The sequence below is a fragment of the Methanosarcina sp. DH2 genome, assembly GCF_020804225.1.
In the GTDB taxonomy this organism is placed as follows: Archaea; Halobacteriota; Methanosarcinia; order Methanosarcinales; family Methanosarcinaceae; genus Methanosarcina.
Genome location: NZ_WJBI01000002.1, coordinates 488,516 through 506,025, shown reverse-complemented (window position 1 = coordinate 506,025; position 17,510 = coordinate 488,516). Strand labels below are relative to the sequence as shown.

Sequence of the window (17,510 nt, the reverse complement as noted above, 5' to 3'; positions counted from 1 at the left end):
GGTAAAAGAATTCACAAAAATGCAGAAATTGTTAACCTGTTCTATAACCTGTCAGAAAATAATTTTAAATATTACCTGTGATACTTCAACCCTGTAAGTTTAGCTGAGTTACAGGCTGTGAGCATTTTATCAACAGCATTTATATCAACAGCACTAATTACAGCAAATTACTGGTGATTTTATGAAAGGAAGAGCCTGGAAATTCGGAGATGACGTGGATACGGATGCAGTAATTTCCGGAAGGTACCTGATTTTCAATACCCCGGAAGAGCTTGCTAAGTATACATTTGAAGGTGTACGCCCTGATTTTGCAAAAAATGTTCATGAAAATGATATCGTGGTCGCAGGAAGCAATTTCGGGTGCGGATCCTCGCGCGAACATGCACCCCTTGCCCTTAAAGGGTCAAAGGTATCCTGTGTGATCGCAAAATCTTTTGCAAGGATCTTTTTCAGGAATGCAATCAACATCGGAGTCCCGGTCCTTGAATGCCCTGATACGGACAGGATCGATGACGGAGACGAACTTGAAGTAGACCTTTCAACAGGGGTCATTCAAAACAAAACAAAAGGAGAGACCTATCAGGCAACCCCCCTTCCGGATTTTGTCCGCGAGATAGTGGATAAGGGAGGGCTTATAGAGTATGCCCGGAAAATGGTCTCTGAGCGCTGAGAAACAGGAAATCTGTCCAGAGACAGACCTGATCCACGTTTGACATCTCGCAGTAAAAAGGCAGTTTTGCCTGTAAATTTGAAAGGAGTACAAACATGACGCAGTATAAGATTCCGGTCCTCCCCGGAGATGGGATAGGCCCAGAAATCATCGCCGAAGGTAAAAAAGTAATAGATGCCGCGGGCGAGAGATTCGGTTTTGATGTAGAATGGATTGAATATCCGCATGGAGCAGACCATTACCTGGAAACGGGAGAACTGATTTCGGAAGAGACCTTAAAGGAATTATCCGGCTACCCTGCCATTTACCTTGGCTCCATCGGAGACCCGAGGATTGCCCCCGGGATTCTTGAAAAGGGAATCTTATTAACTGCGCGCTTTTATTTTGACCAGTACGTCAACCTGCGCCCGATAAAACTCCTGGAAGGAGTCTGGACCCCAATCAAGGATAAGACCTCAAAAGACATCGACTTTGTCGTTGTCAGGGAAAACACCGAGGACTTTTACGTAGGAATCGGCGGCAGGGCAAAAAAAGGAGAGAGTAAAGACCTCCTTGAAGTCAAAAGGACACTCTACTCTGCAAAATTCGGCCTTGACATCGAGACCGACAGCGAAGAAATAGGGTACCAGATCGGCCTCATCTCCAAAGAAGGTACAAAGAGGGTTATCGAGTACGCCTTTGACCTTGCCGAAAACCAGAAAAAACATGTCTCATCTGTTGATAAGGCAAACGTTCTTTCGGATATCTACGGCTTATGGAGAGAAGAGTTCAGCGCGGTTGCTGAAAAGCACCCTGGCGTTACCACGGACTTCAACTTCGTTGACGCCATTACAATGTGGTTTGTGAAAAACCCTGAATGGTTCGATGTGGTCGTAACCCCGAACATGTTCGGAGACATTATCACCGACCTCGGCGCCATGATCCAGGGCGGCCTCGGCCTTGCCCCGGGCGGAAACATCAATCCGAACGGCACAAGCATGTTTGAGCCAATCCACGGTTCAGCCCCGAAATACAAGGGACTCAACAAAGTCAACCCGATTGCCACAATCTGGGCAGGCTCAATGCTCATAGAACAGCTCGGAGAAAAGGAAGCTGCAGACAACATAGTCAATGCAATCCAGAGAAATATCCTGGACAGTAAAGTCAAAACCTATGACATGGGCGGCAGAAGCAGCACTTCCGATGTAGGGAATGATATTGCAAGGATAATAAAGGGAGAATAATTCAAATCTCCCCCATTACATTTTCTTTTCGAATTAACGTAGAATTGCCGGAATTTTCCGGCTCTTTTTTGAGAATTCAGAACTATTTTTGAGATTCAGAATCATTTTTGATCAAATTTATATCCTGTATCGGAAAATAAAAAATAAAATTAGTTTTTTCAAAAGACTCACACTCACCTTCAAGTTTAAAGCACGATTAAAAATTAAGGTTTAAACATGTCTTCCGCACTTCTCCGCATATACCTGAAACAAAACTCAACCTACCACGGCAAATCTGTCCACGAAGCAGTCCTCGAACTTTTGCGCGATTCCGGCATTAGCGGCGCAACTCTGCTCAGAGGAATTGAAGGTTACGGAACGGATGGAAGGATTCACACCTTAAAAATCCTGGAGTGGAGCAATGAACTTCCAGTGGTTGTGGAGGCAGTTGACGATGAAGAAAAAGTCCGGGCTCTTGTTCCGAAACTGCGAGAAATTGTAGGAAAAGAGCTTATGACTATGCAGGCAGTGGAGATTCTTTGAACTGAGAATGCAGATTTTAAGGCCGAAAAGATTGAAACACAATTATTCCCTCTTTTTTCCATCACGGTTCAGTCAAGGAGTAACTTCCAATAGAACAAGAATTGAAACTCTGCTGGATACCCTCAATTTTTCTAATTCATTTTATTCGCAAGCAAGACCCACTAAAAAGAGGGTTGAAACAGTGTAGAAATTCATGGGTAGCTGAGCGGCAAAAGTTGAAAACAAAAGTAGGTGAACATCACAATTAATAATTATAAAAAGGTAATTAGTGGGATGGGGCAGGACGAATATTCAGGGGAAGTGTGAACATTATGATTTCAATCAGACCTTTTAATGATATCGATAATCAAAGCATGCTGAAATAGAAAGGCTCTGTCCGCAAGGTGATGAAAAATGTGCAATAGGCGTGGATAAAACGAATATTATTCCCCGTTATGAAATGTACGATAACTGGGATGTGCTTGTGGCAGAAGAGGATGGAAAAATCGCTGGCTGGATAGGCCTGACCGTGAAACCACAAATCGAAACATGGAATGTATTTGCTAAATCTTTCTAAGGAAGTCGCCAACTTTCAGCCCATTCTATGTAGATATCAGAGATATGATTCCCTGAAGGATAATTCCTTTTATCCATTTAATTCCCTGCTCCAGTTATGAGAGAGGCTGTCCTGGAGGTTCAGAGTATCGATTCCATGGATACGTTATTCGCGAGCGAAATAATTCGGAATAGGAACAGGAACTGTAGACAAAAGAGATATATGCAACAGAATATATAATATTATACGAATATTTAGAAGGGCTGGAATTTTTTCCAGCCATACGGGGGAAAACATGGACAATAAAGAGGATCAGAGAATGATTGGGGTCTGTCCGAACTGTGGAAAACCTTTCAGGATAGAGTCAGAAGGCGGCGGAGAAGAATGGCGCTACTGTGCGGATGTCTGCGTAAATCCTGCGGCGATACCAACAGGAGCGAGGCTTATGGCGGATCAGGCTACATTACGCTTTGTAGATGGAAATATGAATGAGTACATGCGGGATGAATACATCAAAACCCACGGTATTGATCCTCTGCCTATCTGGAGAGCGATCGAAAAATGGCGTGAAGAACAGATGGAGAAATGGAAAACGGAATCCAGTATTTGCTAATTCTGAGCTATTTTCACTTTTTTAATTTTTATTATTATTATTATTATTATTATTATTATTACTATTATTATTATTAGTATTATTAGTATTATTATTATTATTATTATTATTATTATTATTAGTATTATTAGTATTATTATTAGTATTATTAGTATTAGTATTATTATTAGTTATCTATTTATTTATTTATTTATTTATTTATACACCCATGATCAATTGAAAACATATGTGAAAACAGACATGTTGGATTTACAAGTAATCTCCACTAAAATATTGTATGCGATTTGGGAAGGAATACACCTCTCGCTTTTCAGTTGCCTTTAAATCCCATAAAATTCCTACTACTCCTCTGATCGACGTGGCACGGAGAAAACAATTTGAAAAGCCCCTGCACGGGGATAAGGAAAGCGTGCGCTTTGCAACGCCTGAACCTATTGCCCGCTACAGAGCGCAGCGCCTGAGATGCAGGATTCTTGCTGATATTAGCTGCGGGATAGGAGGACAAACCGTTTTTTTTGCACAGCAGTGCGAGTTCGTGTATGCAGTGGAAATCGATCCTAAAAAAATCGAGTATGCAAAACAGAACTGCGCAATGTACGGGCTTGACAATGTAAAATTCATCTGCGGAGACGCCCTTGACCCGAAAGTTATCGAGCAGATCCCGGCAGCAGATGTGGTTTTTTCAGACCCTTTCCGCCCTGCCGAAGAGGATGAGAGACATGTTTCAAGCCTTGAGCCGGGAATTCCGAATGTGCTTTCGGCTTATGGGGAAAAGACAAAAAATTTTGCCTTCGAAGCTCCTCCCCAGATGCCTCCGGAAAGGATTCCTTTTGATTGCGAAAAAGAGTATATTTCCCTGGAGGGGCAGCTCAACCGCCTGACTCTTTACTTCGGCGGGTTAAAACAATATGACCGGCTCGCTGTGGCTCTTCCTGCAGGCGAAGGACTGGTCTCAAAAAATATGCCGCTCCCGCAGATAAGGGAAACGGAAAGGATGAAACTCTGCGCCTATGAACCCGAACCATCGGTAGTTGCAGCAGGGCTGTTGCCTGAGCTTATTGAATCTATGATGCAGATGGCAGGACCTATTATGGGGGCTTTTGAACTTTTCAGGGTTGATAAAAAGAGGCTTTTACTGACATCCGATGCCCTGATCAAGCAATCAATGATCAAACACCATTACCTGGTCCTGAAGGTCAGCCCCTTTGAGCCCCGAGAGATCAATAAGTTCCTGAAGGACAGGAATGTAGGAAGTGTCGTACTTCGGGCAGGCGTAAAGCCTGAGGACTATTGGGAAGTTCGAAATGAAGTAGAAAAAGGTCTTGAAGGGAAAAAAACCGTACACCTTTTTGTGAAAGATGACGTTGCGATTCTCTGTGAAGTGCTTTTTAAGGTCTGAAAAAGATAAAGAATGATAAAGAAGACAAATGAAGGCAAATGAAGGTAAAAAAAGATAAAAGAACCGGGCTTTAAAACCCGGTGACAGTTTTTGGTTTTGGGCTCAATCCATTTTGATTGGCTCAATATATTTTGATTGGCTCAATCTACTTTGACTATCTGTTTTAATCGGACCATTCGGCTGGATTGATTTGCTAATTTTATTGAGCCGCTCAACCTGATTGATCTGATTGATCTGTTTGATTTTTTAAGCTTCTTTGCAGGTATCTTTCACAAGCTCAAGCCCTCTGGCAAGAGCATCCTGAATCCTTGTGGGGTCAGTTCCGCCGCCCATTGCAAGAGCAGGCTTCCCGCCTCCGCCTCCGCCGACAATCTTTGACATCTCGCGGACAAGGTTACCGGCATTAATTCCACATTTCAGGGCTTTTTCTCCGGCAGAAGCTACAAGCTTGACACCTTCAACATCGCTTGCAAGAAGAGCGATTACATTTTCGTGTTTCAGGAGTTCCGTAGCCATCTTCTGAAGCTCAAGAGAGTCTGCTCCGGGAACAGGTTCGGCAACAACCCTGAGACCTGCAACCTCAGAAGCATCCCCGAGCATTCTGTAAACCCTGGACCGGGCAAGTTCTTCTTTAAGCCTTTCGTTTTCTTTCTTGAGGTCTTTCCATTCCCCGAAGAAACGTTCTACACTTACCGGGAGGTGTTCCGGAGGTACACTCAGGGTCTTTGCTGAATCAACAAGAAGCGATTCCATTTTTTGCATGGCACGCACTGCTGCAGCTCCGGCTGCAAACTCGATCCTCTCCACACCGTCCTGAATCCTTTCTGCCTTCAGGATTTTGATAGGACCGATGATACCAGTACTCAGGCAGTGGGTCCCACCGCAAGCTTCTACATCATCTCCGACCTTTACAATCCTGATCTTTTCTCCAGGAGGCACTCCACCCTGATAGAGCCCGAAACCATATACCTGCTCAGCTTCAGTCCTCGGCATCCATTCCGTAACCACACGTTTGTTTTCCATAACCATGCGATTGGCAAGAAGCTCGATTTGCCTGATTTCCTGAGGAGAGATGTGTCTATAATGAGAAAGGTCAAGCCTGGAGTGGTCCTCAAACTTCTGGGCACCGGCCTGCCAGATATGTTTGCCTAGAACCTTTCGGGCGGCATCATTAACAATATGAGTTGCTGTGTGGTGCCTTGCAAGAGCCATCCTGCGCTTTTCATCGACCTTACCGGTGATAATATCGCCTTTGGTGATCTCAAGTTCCCTGCCTGGAATATCAACTGTATGTACGATTACACCCTCATATACCTGAACATCCACAACTCTGTACACGGCATCTCCGGCAGTGATGGTTCCGATATCTGCAGGCTGCCCTCCGCCTTCCGCATAGAAGAACGTGTTATCCATTACTACATGATTATCAAACACATCAAGGACAACCGCCTCGAATTCCAGACGGGTGGGCTCGTCATAGAAGCGGCGTTTGGTCTTAGGAAGGTGTTTGAGCCTTTCTGCAAAAGGAATTACCTGTTCTTCCTTTTCTTCAGCCTTGTTGTGCAGTTCACCAATGATGGAATAGAAATTGTCAGGGAACTCTACTTCTACCCCAATCTCGGCTGCAACTTCTTTTGCCATCTCTGGCGGTATGCCGTGTGAGTCGTAGAGTTCGGTTAACTGGGACAGAGGAACTTTTTCTCCGGTCTTCTTGAAATGGGATGCCGATTTCTGGATGATCCTGCGCCCCCTCTCCATGGTAGCGTTGAACTTTTCCTCCTCGGATTCCAGAATTTCCTGAATGACAGGGAGGTTATTCTTAAACTCAGGATACTCTGGCATATTCTTTATGTGCATATCCACGATTTCGGAGAGCGGGATCCTGATATCAAGGTCTTTCATCATGCGCAGCGTCCTTCTCAGTACAAGGCGTGCCAGGTATCCTGCTTTAACATTGGAAGGGATAATTCCGTCTCCGAGCATGAAGGTCAGGCATCGGGTGTGGTCGGTGATTGCATAGACCTTCTCTACGGGTTCCATAATAGCCGAGAGTTTGTCTACTGTCATTCCGATGCTTGAGGCAACCTTTTTCCTGAGTTCCATAAGGTTTGCTTTTTCACTGACATCCATAAACCCTGCAAGACGGGCATTCTGCGCCAGAATGTTTGCATACTCGGAGTTATTCAGTTCATGTTCAAGCCCTGCAACCCCCATGAGCTCGTTTACTATGCCGGGGAAAAGCGCATCATAGATGGTGGGAGAACCTTTGGAAGCCCAGACAAAACGCTCGAGACCATACCCGGTGTCCACGATGTAATTGTCCATCTTCGAGTAGGTCTCTCCTTTAATCAGGATATCTCCTTTTTTGTCGGTCTTCAGGTCCATGAAAACAAGGGTAGCAAGTTCGAGCCCATGAACGATAACCTCCACACAGGGCCCGGCGTTGCCTCCGCCTGCCCAGGGCTCTTCTTTGTAGGTCACGGCAAAGGGGTCGACCTTGAGAGATGTCAGGAGCTCGTCGCAGAGTTCAAGGGTATGTTCTTTCCAGTAAATTTCATTGTCCCTTTTGTTGAAAGCATGATGCGCCATCATCTCAAAGTTTGTCAGGTGGCGCCCGCTCCTGCCCACGGAGTCAAGGTCATTTAACCTGATGCAGGGCTGCGAAATTGTCAGGGGATTTGCGGGAGGAGGTACCTGTCCTGAAGTTACGAAAGGCTGGAAGTCTGCAATTGAAGCTATGGTGAGGTAAATATCATCCCTCCAGCGGGCGACCACAGGATAGCGAGCAATCCTTGTGTGTCCTCTTGCTTCAAAGAAGGAAAGGTAATATTCGCGCATCTCTGAGATATCAAATTCCCTGGAAAAGACAGGGCTTCCTATGAAGGAATAAGGATCACAGGGCGCATCTCCGCATGTATTTCTTTCAGGGTCACGCGTCCAGAAGAATTTGCCGCATTTGTGGCACTGTTTCCGGACGAAACCGTTGTTTTTGAAAAAGTCAAGTTGATACTCATCTTCAAGCATAATAATCTCTCCGGATGGTGGGTGCGGTCTGCCCCGCTGCATCTCAAAATAAAAGGAAAGCAGAAGTAACCCAGCTCAACCGTCTCAGGGGGGTTTCAGGCACTTTAGTGCTTATGACGATCTAAATCGTTTATCCGTTAATTTTTATGTACAGCGGTATGGGATCAATCTCAAATAGTGAGATCCTGTGGGCTTGTGTACGAATAAACTTTTAAACTTTTACAGCTAATTTTTTCAACATAAGTAACATATAAGTAACTTACATAATACTGGGGAAATATATAATAATGTTATATAATAATTTATATTTAAATGGGCCCACACTTACGAACCTTAACTATTAGAGGCACTTCTACAGAAAAACTTTGTTCTTCATTATAAAAGATAAGAATGTGTTTTTTACCTATGAAGATAAACTTCTCGCCTGTAAAATAACTCGAAAAAACGATACTTCAGGGAGAAGGTTAAATGTGGAGTATTTCGATTACTCAGACATTTTCAATTATGATACTTACATTATAATACTTACTACAATACTATTAAGGTTCCAACTTGAACAGCGCTAATCAAGTACCTTTAATCGAGTACCTTTAATCGAGTACCTTTAATCGAGTACCTTTAATYGAGTACCTTTAATYGAGTACCTTTAATCGAGTACCTTTAATCGAGTACCTTTAATTGAGTACCTTTAATCGAGTACTGCTAATTAGCCGCTTCTCCCTGAAATTATTATCTATACAGCACAACTGTCCTGCCACGTACGTCAATCAGTGTGGATCTTGTAGCATCGGCAATCTCATCTGCAATAGTTTTCAGATCTTTTCCTTCTTCTGCGCTCTTAAGTACCCTGACCTTTACAAGCCTGTTAGCTTTCAATTTTTTATTCAGTTCTTCGATCAGAGTTTCAGTGACCCCATTCTTTCCAATATTAAGAATAGGACTTATCTTGTTTGCATCGGATTTCAGCTGGTATAGTTTTTCTTTCTCCATTACCCTTCCTCACATTGTTAATGATAAAACTCGCCTGCTAATTATAAAAAGCTCACATCATCAATGTGATTAGAAATGCACAACATCGATGAAATAATTCCTTCTACCTTGAAGCTAGTTTACCCTTGAGTATGATTTCACCCATTCTCACCAGCATCTATATCAAAGTTTCCCGGTGAGCCCAATTTAAGGTTACATCCAGTTCCCGGTTTCTTTATCAGTTACTTCATATTCACCGTACTACAGGCTTTTCGTGCTGATGGAAAGGACCTGAGCAGGGATTCAAATAATTTCGACATCTTTATTATCGGCTTGATATTCATTAACTCTATAGAGAACCAAAACCGGAAAATAAACCCTTCTTTCACTTCCGGGCGGCGAGAGTAAATGAACCCAAACTTGCTTGATTTGATCCTGTTTTCAGAAAAGAGAAAAGCTTTTCTCCTGCTATTGAAGGAAGGACCAAAGAATACCCAGGAGATTCTTGACAGGCTTCAAGTTCCAAGAACCGCTCTCCTTCCCCAGATAAAGAAGCTGAAGGAACAGAACCTTGTAATCCACGAAGACGGCGTGTATCGCCTCAGCCTGATAGGAGAAATTGTAATAGAAAAAATGCAGCCTCTTCTTGAGACCCTGGAGGTTTTTGAGAAAAATGAGGAATTCTGGGCAGACAGAAGGCTCACACCTATTCCCCTTCATCTTATGAAACGGATCAGCGAGCTTGGAAATTATCGCCTGATAGAACCGGACCTGAGCCATACTTTTGATCTTAACCCGGAATTCGTGAAGCATACTTCTAACTCGAACCATATCCTCATGTTTTTCTCTTATTTTCACCCGCAATTCCCTGCCTTTTTCCTGGAGCTTGCCAGAAGAGATATTGAGATCTCCCTTGTCCTGAGCGAATCCGTATACTTACGGCTTGCAGAGGATTTCAAAAAAGAAGGGAAAGAATTTCTCAGAATGAAGAACGCGAGTCTCTTTATTCTGGACAAAAAAGAAGCGGATATCCCTGCAGTCGTTGTGTCTTCTGATAAAATAATGCTTCTGGGGTTGTTTAATGAAAGTGGAAGGTTTGACCGCCAGTATATAATTAGCTTCGAACCCGGGGCAATCGGATGGGGAAAAGACCTGTTCGAATACTTCAGAGACATGAGCAGAGAAATAAAAATTAAAGAAAAATAGGAGTTTGAGAAATAACTGTGAAAACATAATCTCAGGCTAAAAGCTATTTTTAGCTACTCCTTTTTTAGAAATCCTTTTTTAGATAATCCTGGTTTTTAGCCTTTTTAAATAAGGACTTTTTAAAGAAGATATTCTTAAATGAAGCATTTTTAACGACTCTGTTTTTAATCAAGGCGATTATATAAAAAGTAAAGAGGATCTTCATTAACTTTAAATATTAGGTGTACCTAAATATGGCTAAAATAGAAATTTAGGTCTGCCTAAAAATGAGAGTTAAAGATGAAACTGCCACTTATCTGTCCTGAAAAGGAGTGTTGCCGTGGAAAAAAGGAGTGCATGCCAGGTAAAGGGCTGCCTAAAATAGTACTTGTAGGAAGCCCTAATGTGGGAAAAAGCAGCCTTTTTAATGCCCTTTCCGGAAGTTATACTATAGTTTCCAATTATCCAGGAACCTCAGTTGAGATCAGCCGGGGAAAAGGCAGGATAGGAGAGAGGGAATATGAATTTATTGATACACCCGGAATGTATTCCCTTCTCCCTGTAAGCGAAGAAGAAAGAGTCTCGCAGCGTCTGCTTTTTGAAGAGAAAGCCTTTGTCTGCCTGCATGTAGTGGATGCAAGAAATCTCAGGCGCATGCTCTCTTTCACACTCCAGCTCCTTGAAGCCGGGACTCCCCTTATCCTTGTCCTGAATATGATGGACGAAGCTGAGGAAAGAGGAATAGAAATTGATATACAGGGGCTCAGCAAAGCCCTCGGAATCCCGGTAGTAGGCACGGTTTCAAGTGAAGGAAAAGGAATTGAAGAACTCAAAACTTCAATTATGGAATTCACTCATAAGAAATACGAGAGAATTTCGCAGGAAACTGATTACGGGCAGGAAATAGAGCCATACATCTCGGAAGCAGAAGGCCTGCTGAAAACTGCAGAGGAAACCGGAATATCAAAAAGATCCCTTTCCCTCCTGCTTCTTCAGGGAGATAGGACAGCTCTTGATGTTGTATGCAGTCCTGAAGAGGAATACAGGGACAAAAATGAGAAAAATGAAAGCAGAAGAAACAGCTTTGAGGAGTTTCAGAGACTTGCAGAAACGGCTTCGGAAAAGGCTGGAATCCCTCTTTCCTACCTGTTCACCCTCAAGAGGCAGGAAATTGTAAACAGAATAGTGGAACAGGTAATGGAAGTACAGGATACGGATAAAGAAACTAAGGAAAGAGAGACCGGGCAAAAAGAAAAAACCGAAAAGAGGGAAAAGGCCCGGAAAAAGGTCCTGCTCGCAGAAAACATCGACAGCGTGCTGACTCATCCTTTGTTTGGTATCCCGGTGCTGCTTCTTGTACTCTATTTAGGACTTTACCGCTTCGTAGGCGTTTTTGCAGCAGGCATTCTTGTTGACTTCCTGGAGAATACGGTATTCGGAGAGCACATAAACCCCCTGGTGACCGCATGGTTCACATCCCTTGTGCCCTACCCTGCCCTGCAGGACCTTTTTGTAGGGGAGTACGGAATATTTACGCAGGCAGTAACCTATGCGATTGCTCTTATTTTGCCGATAGTGGGAGCTTTCTTCCTTGTGTTCTCAATTATCGAGGATACAGGATATCTCCCCAGGCTGGGCCTGCTCCTGGACAGTATGTTCAAAAAAATAGGGCTCAGCGGAAGGGCGGTAATTCCAATGGTACTCGGCTTTGGCTGTTCCACAATGGCTACCATGGTCACGCGGACCCTTGAAACAAGAAGGGAAAGGCTTATTTCAACCATCCTGCTGGCTCTTGCCATCCCCTGCTCGGCACAACTTGGCATTATTCTTTCCATCCTATCTGGAAACCCGAATGGACTGCTTATCTGGGCAGGTGTGATAGTGCTTGAGTTTGTCTTCATAGGATACCTGGCTGCGAAAATCCTGCCAGGAGAGGCCCCGACATTCATTCTCGAGATGCCTCCTCTTAGAATTCCGCGGCTTTCAAACATAGCCGTGAAGACCTACTCAAGAATGCACTGGTACTTCCTGGAAGTCCTGCCTCTCTTTGTGCTGGCAAGCGTACTGATCTGGATAGGCAGGCTGACAGGGCTTTTTGCCATTGCCCTGAAAACAATGGAATACCCGACCGTCTGGATCGGGCTTCCTTCTGATGCTGCCGATATTTTTCTCTTCGGCTTTTTCAGGAGAGATTTCGGGGCAGCAGGGCTTTACGGAATGCATGATGCCGGGTTGCTTACAGGCGTGCAGCTTGTAGTTGCGGCAGTCACTCTGACCCTCTTTATGCCCTGTATTGCCCAGTTCATGATGACCATAAAAGAGAGAGGATTTAAAATGGCCCTTGCGATCTCAGGATTCATCTTCCCCTCTGCCTTCCTCGTAGGTTTTATCGTAAACACCCTCCTGACAGCGCTGGGGGTGAGCCTGTGAACTGCCCTCTCTGCGGAAGCGAATTTGAAAAAGCAAATGAATCGAAATGTACCGGCTGCGGAAAACTGCACAACTGCAGCAAACAGTGCTGCCCTTCCTGCGGGTACGAACTTGTAAAAGAAGCAAAGATAATACAGCTAATAAGGAGCCTCTTTAAATGATAGCAGAAAATTCACATATCTCTCTGAATACCACCTTGAAAACTACCACACTTTCGTCAATGGAACCCCGAAAAACCGGAAAAATCTCCAGTCTGGAAACAAAAAATGCAGGGATTTTACAGAAACTGATAGCAATGGGTATCCTGCCCGGTATGCCTGTCACACTGCTCAGGCGCTCCCCCTCCTATCTCTTTGAGGTAGACCAGACCCGGTATGCCGTGGACAGGGAAGTTGCAAACCATATCTATGTTAGCTACTGATTTGCCGCCAAATAAAAGACAAAAAATACGGCACAGAAGAGTAGCCTGCCTGACACTTCCATGCAAGAAGAAGCCCGGTAAGAGGGTCGTTGTAGAGCGCAGGATGTATGATTTCAGTAGTCATTTAATATTAACAGATTCCGTACCTGATTGTAGATGGACCATAATTGTATATAGAACGTTAATTTTGCTTGAGAGCGTAAAATTTTGCTTACTTTGAAGAAAAATATGCAAAAGCATTTATTTACGTTCTCCAAGGAAAATCATCATCCCTGCAGGTGAAGCTTTTTTGTAGATTTCCTCCAGCACTTCAAGCAAATCTTCTTCGCCGCACCAGAAGGGGAATTTTCCAAGCCTTTTTGGAAGGGCAGCTGGAGCCTGAGGAATGTGAGCCTCAAGGGAAGGGCTTTTTTCTTCTCCAGGGCTTTCAGGGAGCCTGCCCCAGAAAACTTCCGGGCCAATGGGCAGAGGCTCAGGAGAAACAGGAGAGATTTCAGCCTCGAGTGCAGTTCCGGTTTTATCATCAGGCCCTGTAAGGACCCCGGCTTCCGCTACCTGACCCACAGTTTCCGGAACAAAGCCCTTTCCAAGAATGGACATAAAATCGTCCATGTCCACACCTCTTAGCTTAAAGATAAGGAAGGGGTCCCTGTCAAATTCTTCCCCGAGCAGGTAGTAAACAGCTGCAATGTGCTTACATGGGTTTGACCAGTCAGGGCAGGAGCAGTCGGTTTCAAGGTCATCGAGTGTTTCAGGAAAGAGGGAGAGTCCTATTTCCCTGAATGCAGAGTCAATATCTTCCGGCATCTCGCCTGCGAGAAGCTTTGCCGCAAAGATAGGTTTCAGGGCAATTATTTCTGCAAGGAGTTCCCATTCGGAACCTGTTAGGGTCCGGACTTTGATCGTTACCGAGTAAGGTGTGGGGTTTGAACCCTGGACTTTGGACCTCACGAGCCCGGCCTCTATTTTAATGGAGGTTACCTGGCCTTTACGGGCATAGCTTTTTCCGCGGCTCAACCTGGCCCCCATATTAAAGCTTTCAAGAGTTTTGATCCAGCGTTTTGCCCACCAGCTCTGAGCAAAGCTTCCACGTTTGGATTTTGCCTTGATGCCCCCTTTGACCTCAATTGGCTTTGTGGGCTCATAATTACCATAGCCGTCCCAGTAAGCTGCCATTTTATTCACCTACCGCTTCTTCTCGAAGGGCGAGAATGTCCTTCAATTCCTCATCGGAAAGTTCTGTCAGCCAATCTTCACCTGTTCCGACAACATTCTCTGCAACCTGCACTTTGCGTTCGATAATCTCATCTATTTTTTCTTCAAGCGTGCCTGCACAGATGAACTTATGCACCTCAACATTTCTTGTCTGGCCTATACGGAATGCCCTGTCGGTTGCCTGGTTTTCTACAGCCGGGTTCCACCAGCGGTCAAAGTGGAAAACATGGTTTGCCCCCGTAAGATTAAGCCCCGTTCCTCCGGCTTTGAGGGAAAGGACAAAGATAGGGAGGTACTCTTTTCCCTCCTGGAAACGTTCAAGCATTCTGTCCCGCTGCTTTCTGGGAACCCCACCGTGAAGGAAAAGGACTTCACAGCCAAAGCTTGCCTGCAGGTGCTCTTTTAACATTTTGCCCATCTCCGCAAACTGGGTGAAAACAAGAACTTTTTCTTTGTTTTCCAGAATCACATCCAGCATTTCGGTAAGCCTTGCGAGTTTTCCTGATCTTCCAGGAATGCCGGAGTTGTCCTTCAAAAACTGTGCCGGGTGATTGCAGACCTGCTTGAGCCTGGAAAGGGCAGATAGGATTATACCTTTTCTCTGGATGCCTTCTTCAGAGTCTTCCATCGCCCCTTCGATATCTTCGAGGACTGCAGCATAGAGAGAAGCCTGTTCTTTTGTCAGAGTACAATAGGTCTTCATCTCCATTTTTTCCGGAAGGTCGGAGATAATTGAAGTATCGGTCTTCAGGCGGCGCAGGATGAAAGGACCCGTAATTTCTTTCAGCCTCCTTGCAGCTTCCGGATCCCTTTCGGCCTGAATGGGAATAAAGAAATTCCGCTTGAAACCAGCCTGGCTGCCAAGGAAACCGGGGTTTAAAAACTCCATAATGGACCAGAGGTCGCCCACATTGTTTTCAACCGGAGTCCCTGTTAGAGCTATGCGATAATCGGCTTCCAGAGCCCTGGCCGCCTTTGCCTGTTTCGTTTCCGGGTTTTTGATGTTCTGGGCTTCATCAAGTACTGCTCCGGCCCAGGGAACCCCTTTTAAAAACTTAACGTCCCGCTGCAGAAGCCCATAGCTTGAGATAACAATAGCATGGTTCATGGCTTCCATTCTAAATTCCTCTTCCTTTTTCCGGCTGGTCCCGTGGTGGACCATTACCGAAAGTTCCGGGGTAAAGCGAGCAGCCTCTTTTTTCCAGTTGTTGATAACAGAGGTCGGGCAGACAAGAAGAACCGGTTTTGGGGCTTTATGTCTATCAACCTGTTCTTCAACCTGTTCTTCAACCTGTTCCAGGTCATGCTGGATAAGAGCAAGAGTCTGGACGGTTTTACCAAGCCCCATGTCATCTGCAAGGCAGGCTCCTATGCCCCACTGCCTCAAGAAAGCCAGCCAGGAGTAACCTCGGAACTGGTAGGGCCGAAGGGTTCCTGAAAAACCCTCGGGAGCCGGAAGCTCTTCAAATCCGGCTTTGTCCTTTAAGCGGCTGATTAATTCTCCAATCCAGCCGATCGCATTGAGCCCTTCAACGTCCACACCATCGGCTTTTTCGGAAGCGCCCACAGCTAGCTTTATAATTTCGCGCAGACTTGCTTCCCCGTGAGGGTTCTTCTGCCAGAACTCAAGAGCAGCCCGGATTTCCGAACCGTTTACCTCGACCCACTGCCCGCGGACTTTCACAAGCGGGGCCTTGAGCTTTGCAAGAGCCTGCAGTTCTTTGATTGTTAGTACCCTGTCCCCCAGGGCGATTTCCCAGTCAAAGCTGACAACCTTTTCGAGGGTAAGCCCGCTTCCGGCCTGTAACTTCTTGCCCTTAACTTTTGCCTGGGCTTTTAAGTGGGTTTTTGTACCTTTACGGGTCCACCAGCCAGGGAGAAGCAACCCGAAACCGGCCTGGCTTAGATTCACTGCACTTTCAGTAAGGAAGCGGTAAGCCTCTTTCGTATCAAGGGAATATCCGGATGGGTCGGGAGATTCAAGACTGGAAGCAATTCCTGAACTGATACTGGAAGCCTGCCCAAGGGAAGATAACAGAAATTGGCGAATGTTTTTCACATCATATCTTTTCAACGGGCTGCCCTTCTTTGGCTTCCAGGCTTCTTTTACAGGGATCAGAAGGCTCGGGTCTTCGTAGGACTGAAGCAGGTAGCGGACATACCAGTGTCCTTCGGGAACTTCGATATCAGCTATCCCTTCCCTGCCTTTTTTAGTATCTCCTCTCCCATCTTCATTTTCTTCGGTTTCTTCTTCCGCAGCCGGTTCTTCCAGACGGAAACAGAACCTGAAAGGGGAAGTAGTAAGGATAGTTAGGGGGCGCTGCCATTCACGGGTTCGGGCCGCAAGCTGCAGAAGCTCTTTTTCGTCTCCATAGATCAGCCCGTCAGGGCTTTTCAGAGCAGAAACCCAGGCATCGTGGACGCTATCAAAGGATTTTCTTTTGCGGATCTCTTTTGCAAGCTTTTTTTCTCCGATCTCGGACCGGACTATCCAGTCAAGAGAATCTTCGATAAACTGCCTTGCCACCAGAGCCGCAGGCATTTCCGGCAGCATGGAAGAAGCTTCAGGAGTAAGAGCCCTTGCAGCAGGGGGCATTTGATTTACCAGCTTTGCCAGCTCTCCTGCATCTTCTCCGGAAAATACGGGTTCCCAGAAAGCCCTGTATTCTCCTTCCTCCCCCCGGATGCCAGGCAGGTATTTTTGTCCTGCTACCAGCGAGCCTGCAAATTTCAGGGCTTCTGCCCACCAGATAAGGTCGTTCCCCGGGATTATGCCGGGAGCCAGAACCCTTTTTCCCATACAGGCACAGAGGAGAACAATAGCTTCTTCAGCTTCCAGGGGATATGCGTGAACAGTCCAGGGAGCCAGTGCAGGTTCTGCTTTCGAATCCGGAATTTCAGCAACAAGAGAGCTGGAAGGGACCGGATCCCCACCTGTTGTAGGAATCCAGACGTTAATTTTCTCCGTCTCTTTCCAGCCAGTACTTCCCAGCAGTACCTCAAGGGCAGAAGACAGGTTTCCAAATCCCGAATCATAAGGATAAGGTTTTACAATCGGGGTTTTAGGTTTTCTCCCACGCCGAACAACCGGAGTTTCACTTTCGGCCGGGCTTTCACCCCATAAGAAGAACTGTTTTCCGACTCTTCCTGCATGCAGGATTATCATATATTTGTATAAAGAGAGAAGATATATTAAAAAATGATTTGGGGCAAGCCGTTTCAAAACTCCGTCGATTCTACAATTGAGATCGGAAATATTGACTTAGAACTTAGATTTTTAAGCTTGCCTGCATACAAGAAACCA

General features: G+C 45.3%; 14 protein-coding genes. 10 read left to right on the top strand and 4 right to left on the bottom strand.

The annotated features are described in order from the left end of the window. Positions 1-181 precede the first annotated feature (181 nt). The 6 genes from FXV91_RS06125 to FXV91_RS06100 all read left to right on the top strand — a co-directional run bounded on the left by FXV91_RS06125 (position 182) and on the right by FXV91_RS06100 (position 4,962). Positions 182-670 carry a 3-isopropylmalate dehydratase small subunit gene (locus FXV91_RS06125; RefSeq protein WP_229389466.1) on the top strand — a complete coding sequence of 163 codons (489 nt, stop codon included), beginning with the start codon at positions 182-184 and terminating at the stop codon, positions 668-670. 95 nt (positions 671-765) lie between these two features. Continuing rightward, positions 766-1,893: an isocitrate/isopropylmalate dehydrogenase family protein gene (locus FXV91_RS06120; RefSeq protein WP_229389464.1), complete on the top strand. Its 1,128-nt coding sequence runs from the start codon at positions 766-768 to the stop codon at positions 1,891-1,893. Between the two features lie 216 nt (positions 1,894-2,109). Further along, positions 2,110-2,415, top strand: a complete 306-nt coding sequence (locus FXV91_RS06115) for a DUF190 domain-containing protein (protein ID WP_229389462.1) — start codon at positions 2,110-2,112, stop codon at positions 2,413-2,415. Between the two features lie 406 nt (positions 2,416-2,821). Continuing rightward, positions 2,822-2,971, top strand: coding sequence for a hypothetical protein (locus FXV91_RS06110; RefSeq protein ID WP_229389460.1), 150 nt, complete (start codon positions 2,822-2,824; stop codon positions 2,969-2,971). Positions 2,972-3,245: 274 nt separating this feature from the next. Beyond that, a complete protein-coding gene (locus FXV91_RS06105) occupies positions 3,246-3,563 on the top strand; it encodes a hypothetical protein (RefSeq protein WP_229389458.1) in 318 nt (105 codons plus the stop codon). Positions 3,564-3,840: 277 nt separating this feature from the next. Next, positions 3,841-4,962 (top strand): class I SAM-dependent methyltransferase, encoded by a 1,122-nt coding sequence (locus tag FXV91_RS06100; RefSeq protein ID WP_229389456.1) that lies wholly within the window; start codon positions 3,841-3,843, stop codon positions 4,960-4,962. Between the two features lie 246 nt (positions 4,963-5,208). Here the strand turns inward: FXV91_RS06100 and alaS are convergent, their stop codons facing one another. Next, the gene (gene alaS / locus FXV91_RS06095) at positions 5,209-7,986 is read right to left on the bottom strand and encodes an alanine--tRNA ligase (protein WP_229389454.1); all 2,778 of its coding nucleotides are present in this window, start codon (positions 7,984-7,986) and stop codon (positions 5,209-5,211) included. Between the two features lie 729 nt (positions 7,987-8,715). Then, positions 8,716-8,976 (bottom strand): YhbY family RNA-binding protein, encoded by a 261-nt coding sequence (locus FXV91_RS06090; protein ID WP_229389452.1) that lies wholly within the window; start codon positions 8,974-8,976, stop codon positions 8,716-8,718. 387 nt (positions 8,977-9,363) lie between these two features. On the opposite strand from FXV91_RS06090, the gene FXV91_RS06085 reads away from it, so the two are divergent. From FXV91_RS06085 to FXV91_RS06070, 4 genes are all read left to right on the top strand, one after another. Continuing rightward, a complete protein-coding gene (locus FXV91_RS06085) occupies positions 9,364-10,161 on the top strand; it encodes a winged helix-turn-helix domain-containing protein (RefSeq protein ID WP_229389450.1) in 798 nt (265 codons plus the stop codon). 279 nt (positions 10,162-10,440) lie between these two features. Further along, the gene (feoB, locus tag FXV91_RS06080; RefSeq protein ID WP_229389448.1) at positions 10,441-12,570 is read left to right on the top strand and encodes a ferrous iron transport protein B; all 2,130 of its coding nucleotides are present in this window, start codon (positions 10,441-10,443) and stop codon (positions 12,568-12,570) included. Beyond that, positions 12,567-12,731, top strand: coding sequence for a hypothetical protein (locus FXV91_RS06075; RefSeq protein WP_229389446.1), 165 nt, complete (start codon positions 12,567-12,569; stop codon positions 12,729-12,731). The genes feoB and FXV91_RS06075 overlap by 4 nt, the downstream gene beginning before the upstream one ends. After that, on the top strand, positions 12,728-12,991 hold the full coding sequence (locus tag FXV91_RS06070; protein ID WP_229389444.1) for a FeoA family protein: 264 nt from the start codon (positions 12,728-12,730) through the stop codon (positions 12,989-12,991). The genes FXV91_RS06075 and FXV91_RS06070 overlap by 4 nt, the downstream gene beginning before the upstream one ends. A gap of 240 nt (positions 12,992-13,231) precedes the next feature. On the opposite strand, the gene FXV91_RS06065 is transcribed toward FXV91_RS06070, so the two are convergent. Beyond that, on the bottom strand, positions 13,232-14,167 hold the full coding sequence (locus tag FXV91_RS06065; RefSeq protein ID WP_229389771.1) for an SWIM zinc finger family protein: 936 nt from the start codon (positions 14,165-14,167) through the stop codon (positions 13,232-13,234). Position 14,168: 1 nt separating this feature from the next. Beyond that, the gene (locus FXV91_RS06060; RefSeq protein WP_229389442.1) at positions 14,169-17,372 is read right to left on the bottom strand and encodes a DEAD/DEAH box helicase; all 3,204 of its coding nucleotides are present in this window, start codon (positions 17,370-17,372) and stop codon (positions 14,169-14,171) included. Positions 17,373-17,510: the final 138 nt, after the last annotated feature.

Excerpts from the sequence above, each read along its gene's own strand:
- alaS (WP_229389454.1), bottom strand. The coding sequence starts at position 7,986 with ATGCTTGAAGATGAGTATCAACTTGACTTTTTCAAAAACAACGGTTTC.
- FXV91_RS06115 (WP_229389462.1), top strand. The coding sequence starts at position 2,110 with ATGTCTTCCGCACTTCTCCGCATATACCTGAAACAAAACTCAACCTAC.
- feoB (WP_229389448.1), top strand. The coding sequence starts at position 10,441 with ATGAAACTGCCACTTATCTGTCCTGAAAAGGAGTGTTGCCGTGGAAAA.
- FXV91_RS06100 (WP_229389456.1), top strand. The coding sequence starts at position 3,841 with ATGCGATTTGGGAAGGAATACACCTCTCGCTTTTCAGTTGCCTTTAAA.
- FXV91_RS06090 (WP_229389452.1), bottom strand. The coding sequence starts at position 8,976 with ATGGAGAAAGAAAAACTATACCAGCTGAAATCCGATGCAAACAAGATA.
- FXV91_RS06060 (WP_229389442.1), bottom strand. The coding sequence starts at position 17,372 with ATGATAATCCTGCATGCAGGAAGAGTCGGAAAACAGTTCTTCTTATGG.
- FXV91_RS06070 (WP_229389444.1), top strand. The coding sequence starts at position 12,728 with ATGATAGCAGAAAATTCACATATCTCTCTGAATACCACCTTGAAAACT.
- FXV91_RS06120 (WP_229389464.1), top strand. The coding sequence starts at position 766 with ATGACGCAGTATAAGATTCCGGTCCTCCCCGGAGATGGGATAGGCCCA.
- FXV91_RS06065 (WP_229389771.1), bottom strand. The coding sequence starts at position 14,167 with ATGGCAGCTTACTGGGACGGCTATGGTAATTATGAGCCCACAAAGCCA.
- FXV91_RS06125 (WP_229389466.1), top strand. The coding sequence starts at position 182 with ATGAAAGGAAGAGCCTGGAAATTCGGAGATGACGTGGATACGGATGCA.
- FXV91_RS06105 (WP_229389458.1), top strand. The coding sequence starts at position 3,246 with ATGGACAATAAAGAGGATCAGAGAATGATTGGGGTCTGTCCGAACTGT.
- FXV91_RS06085 (WP_229389450.1), top strand. The coding sequence starts at position 9,364 with ATGAACCCAAACTTGCTTGATTTGATCCTGTTTTCAGAAAAGAGAAAA.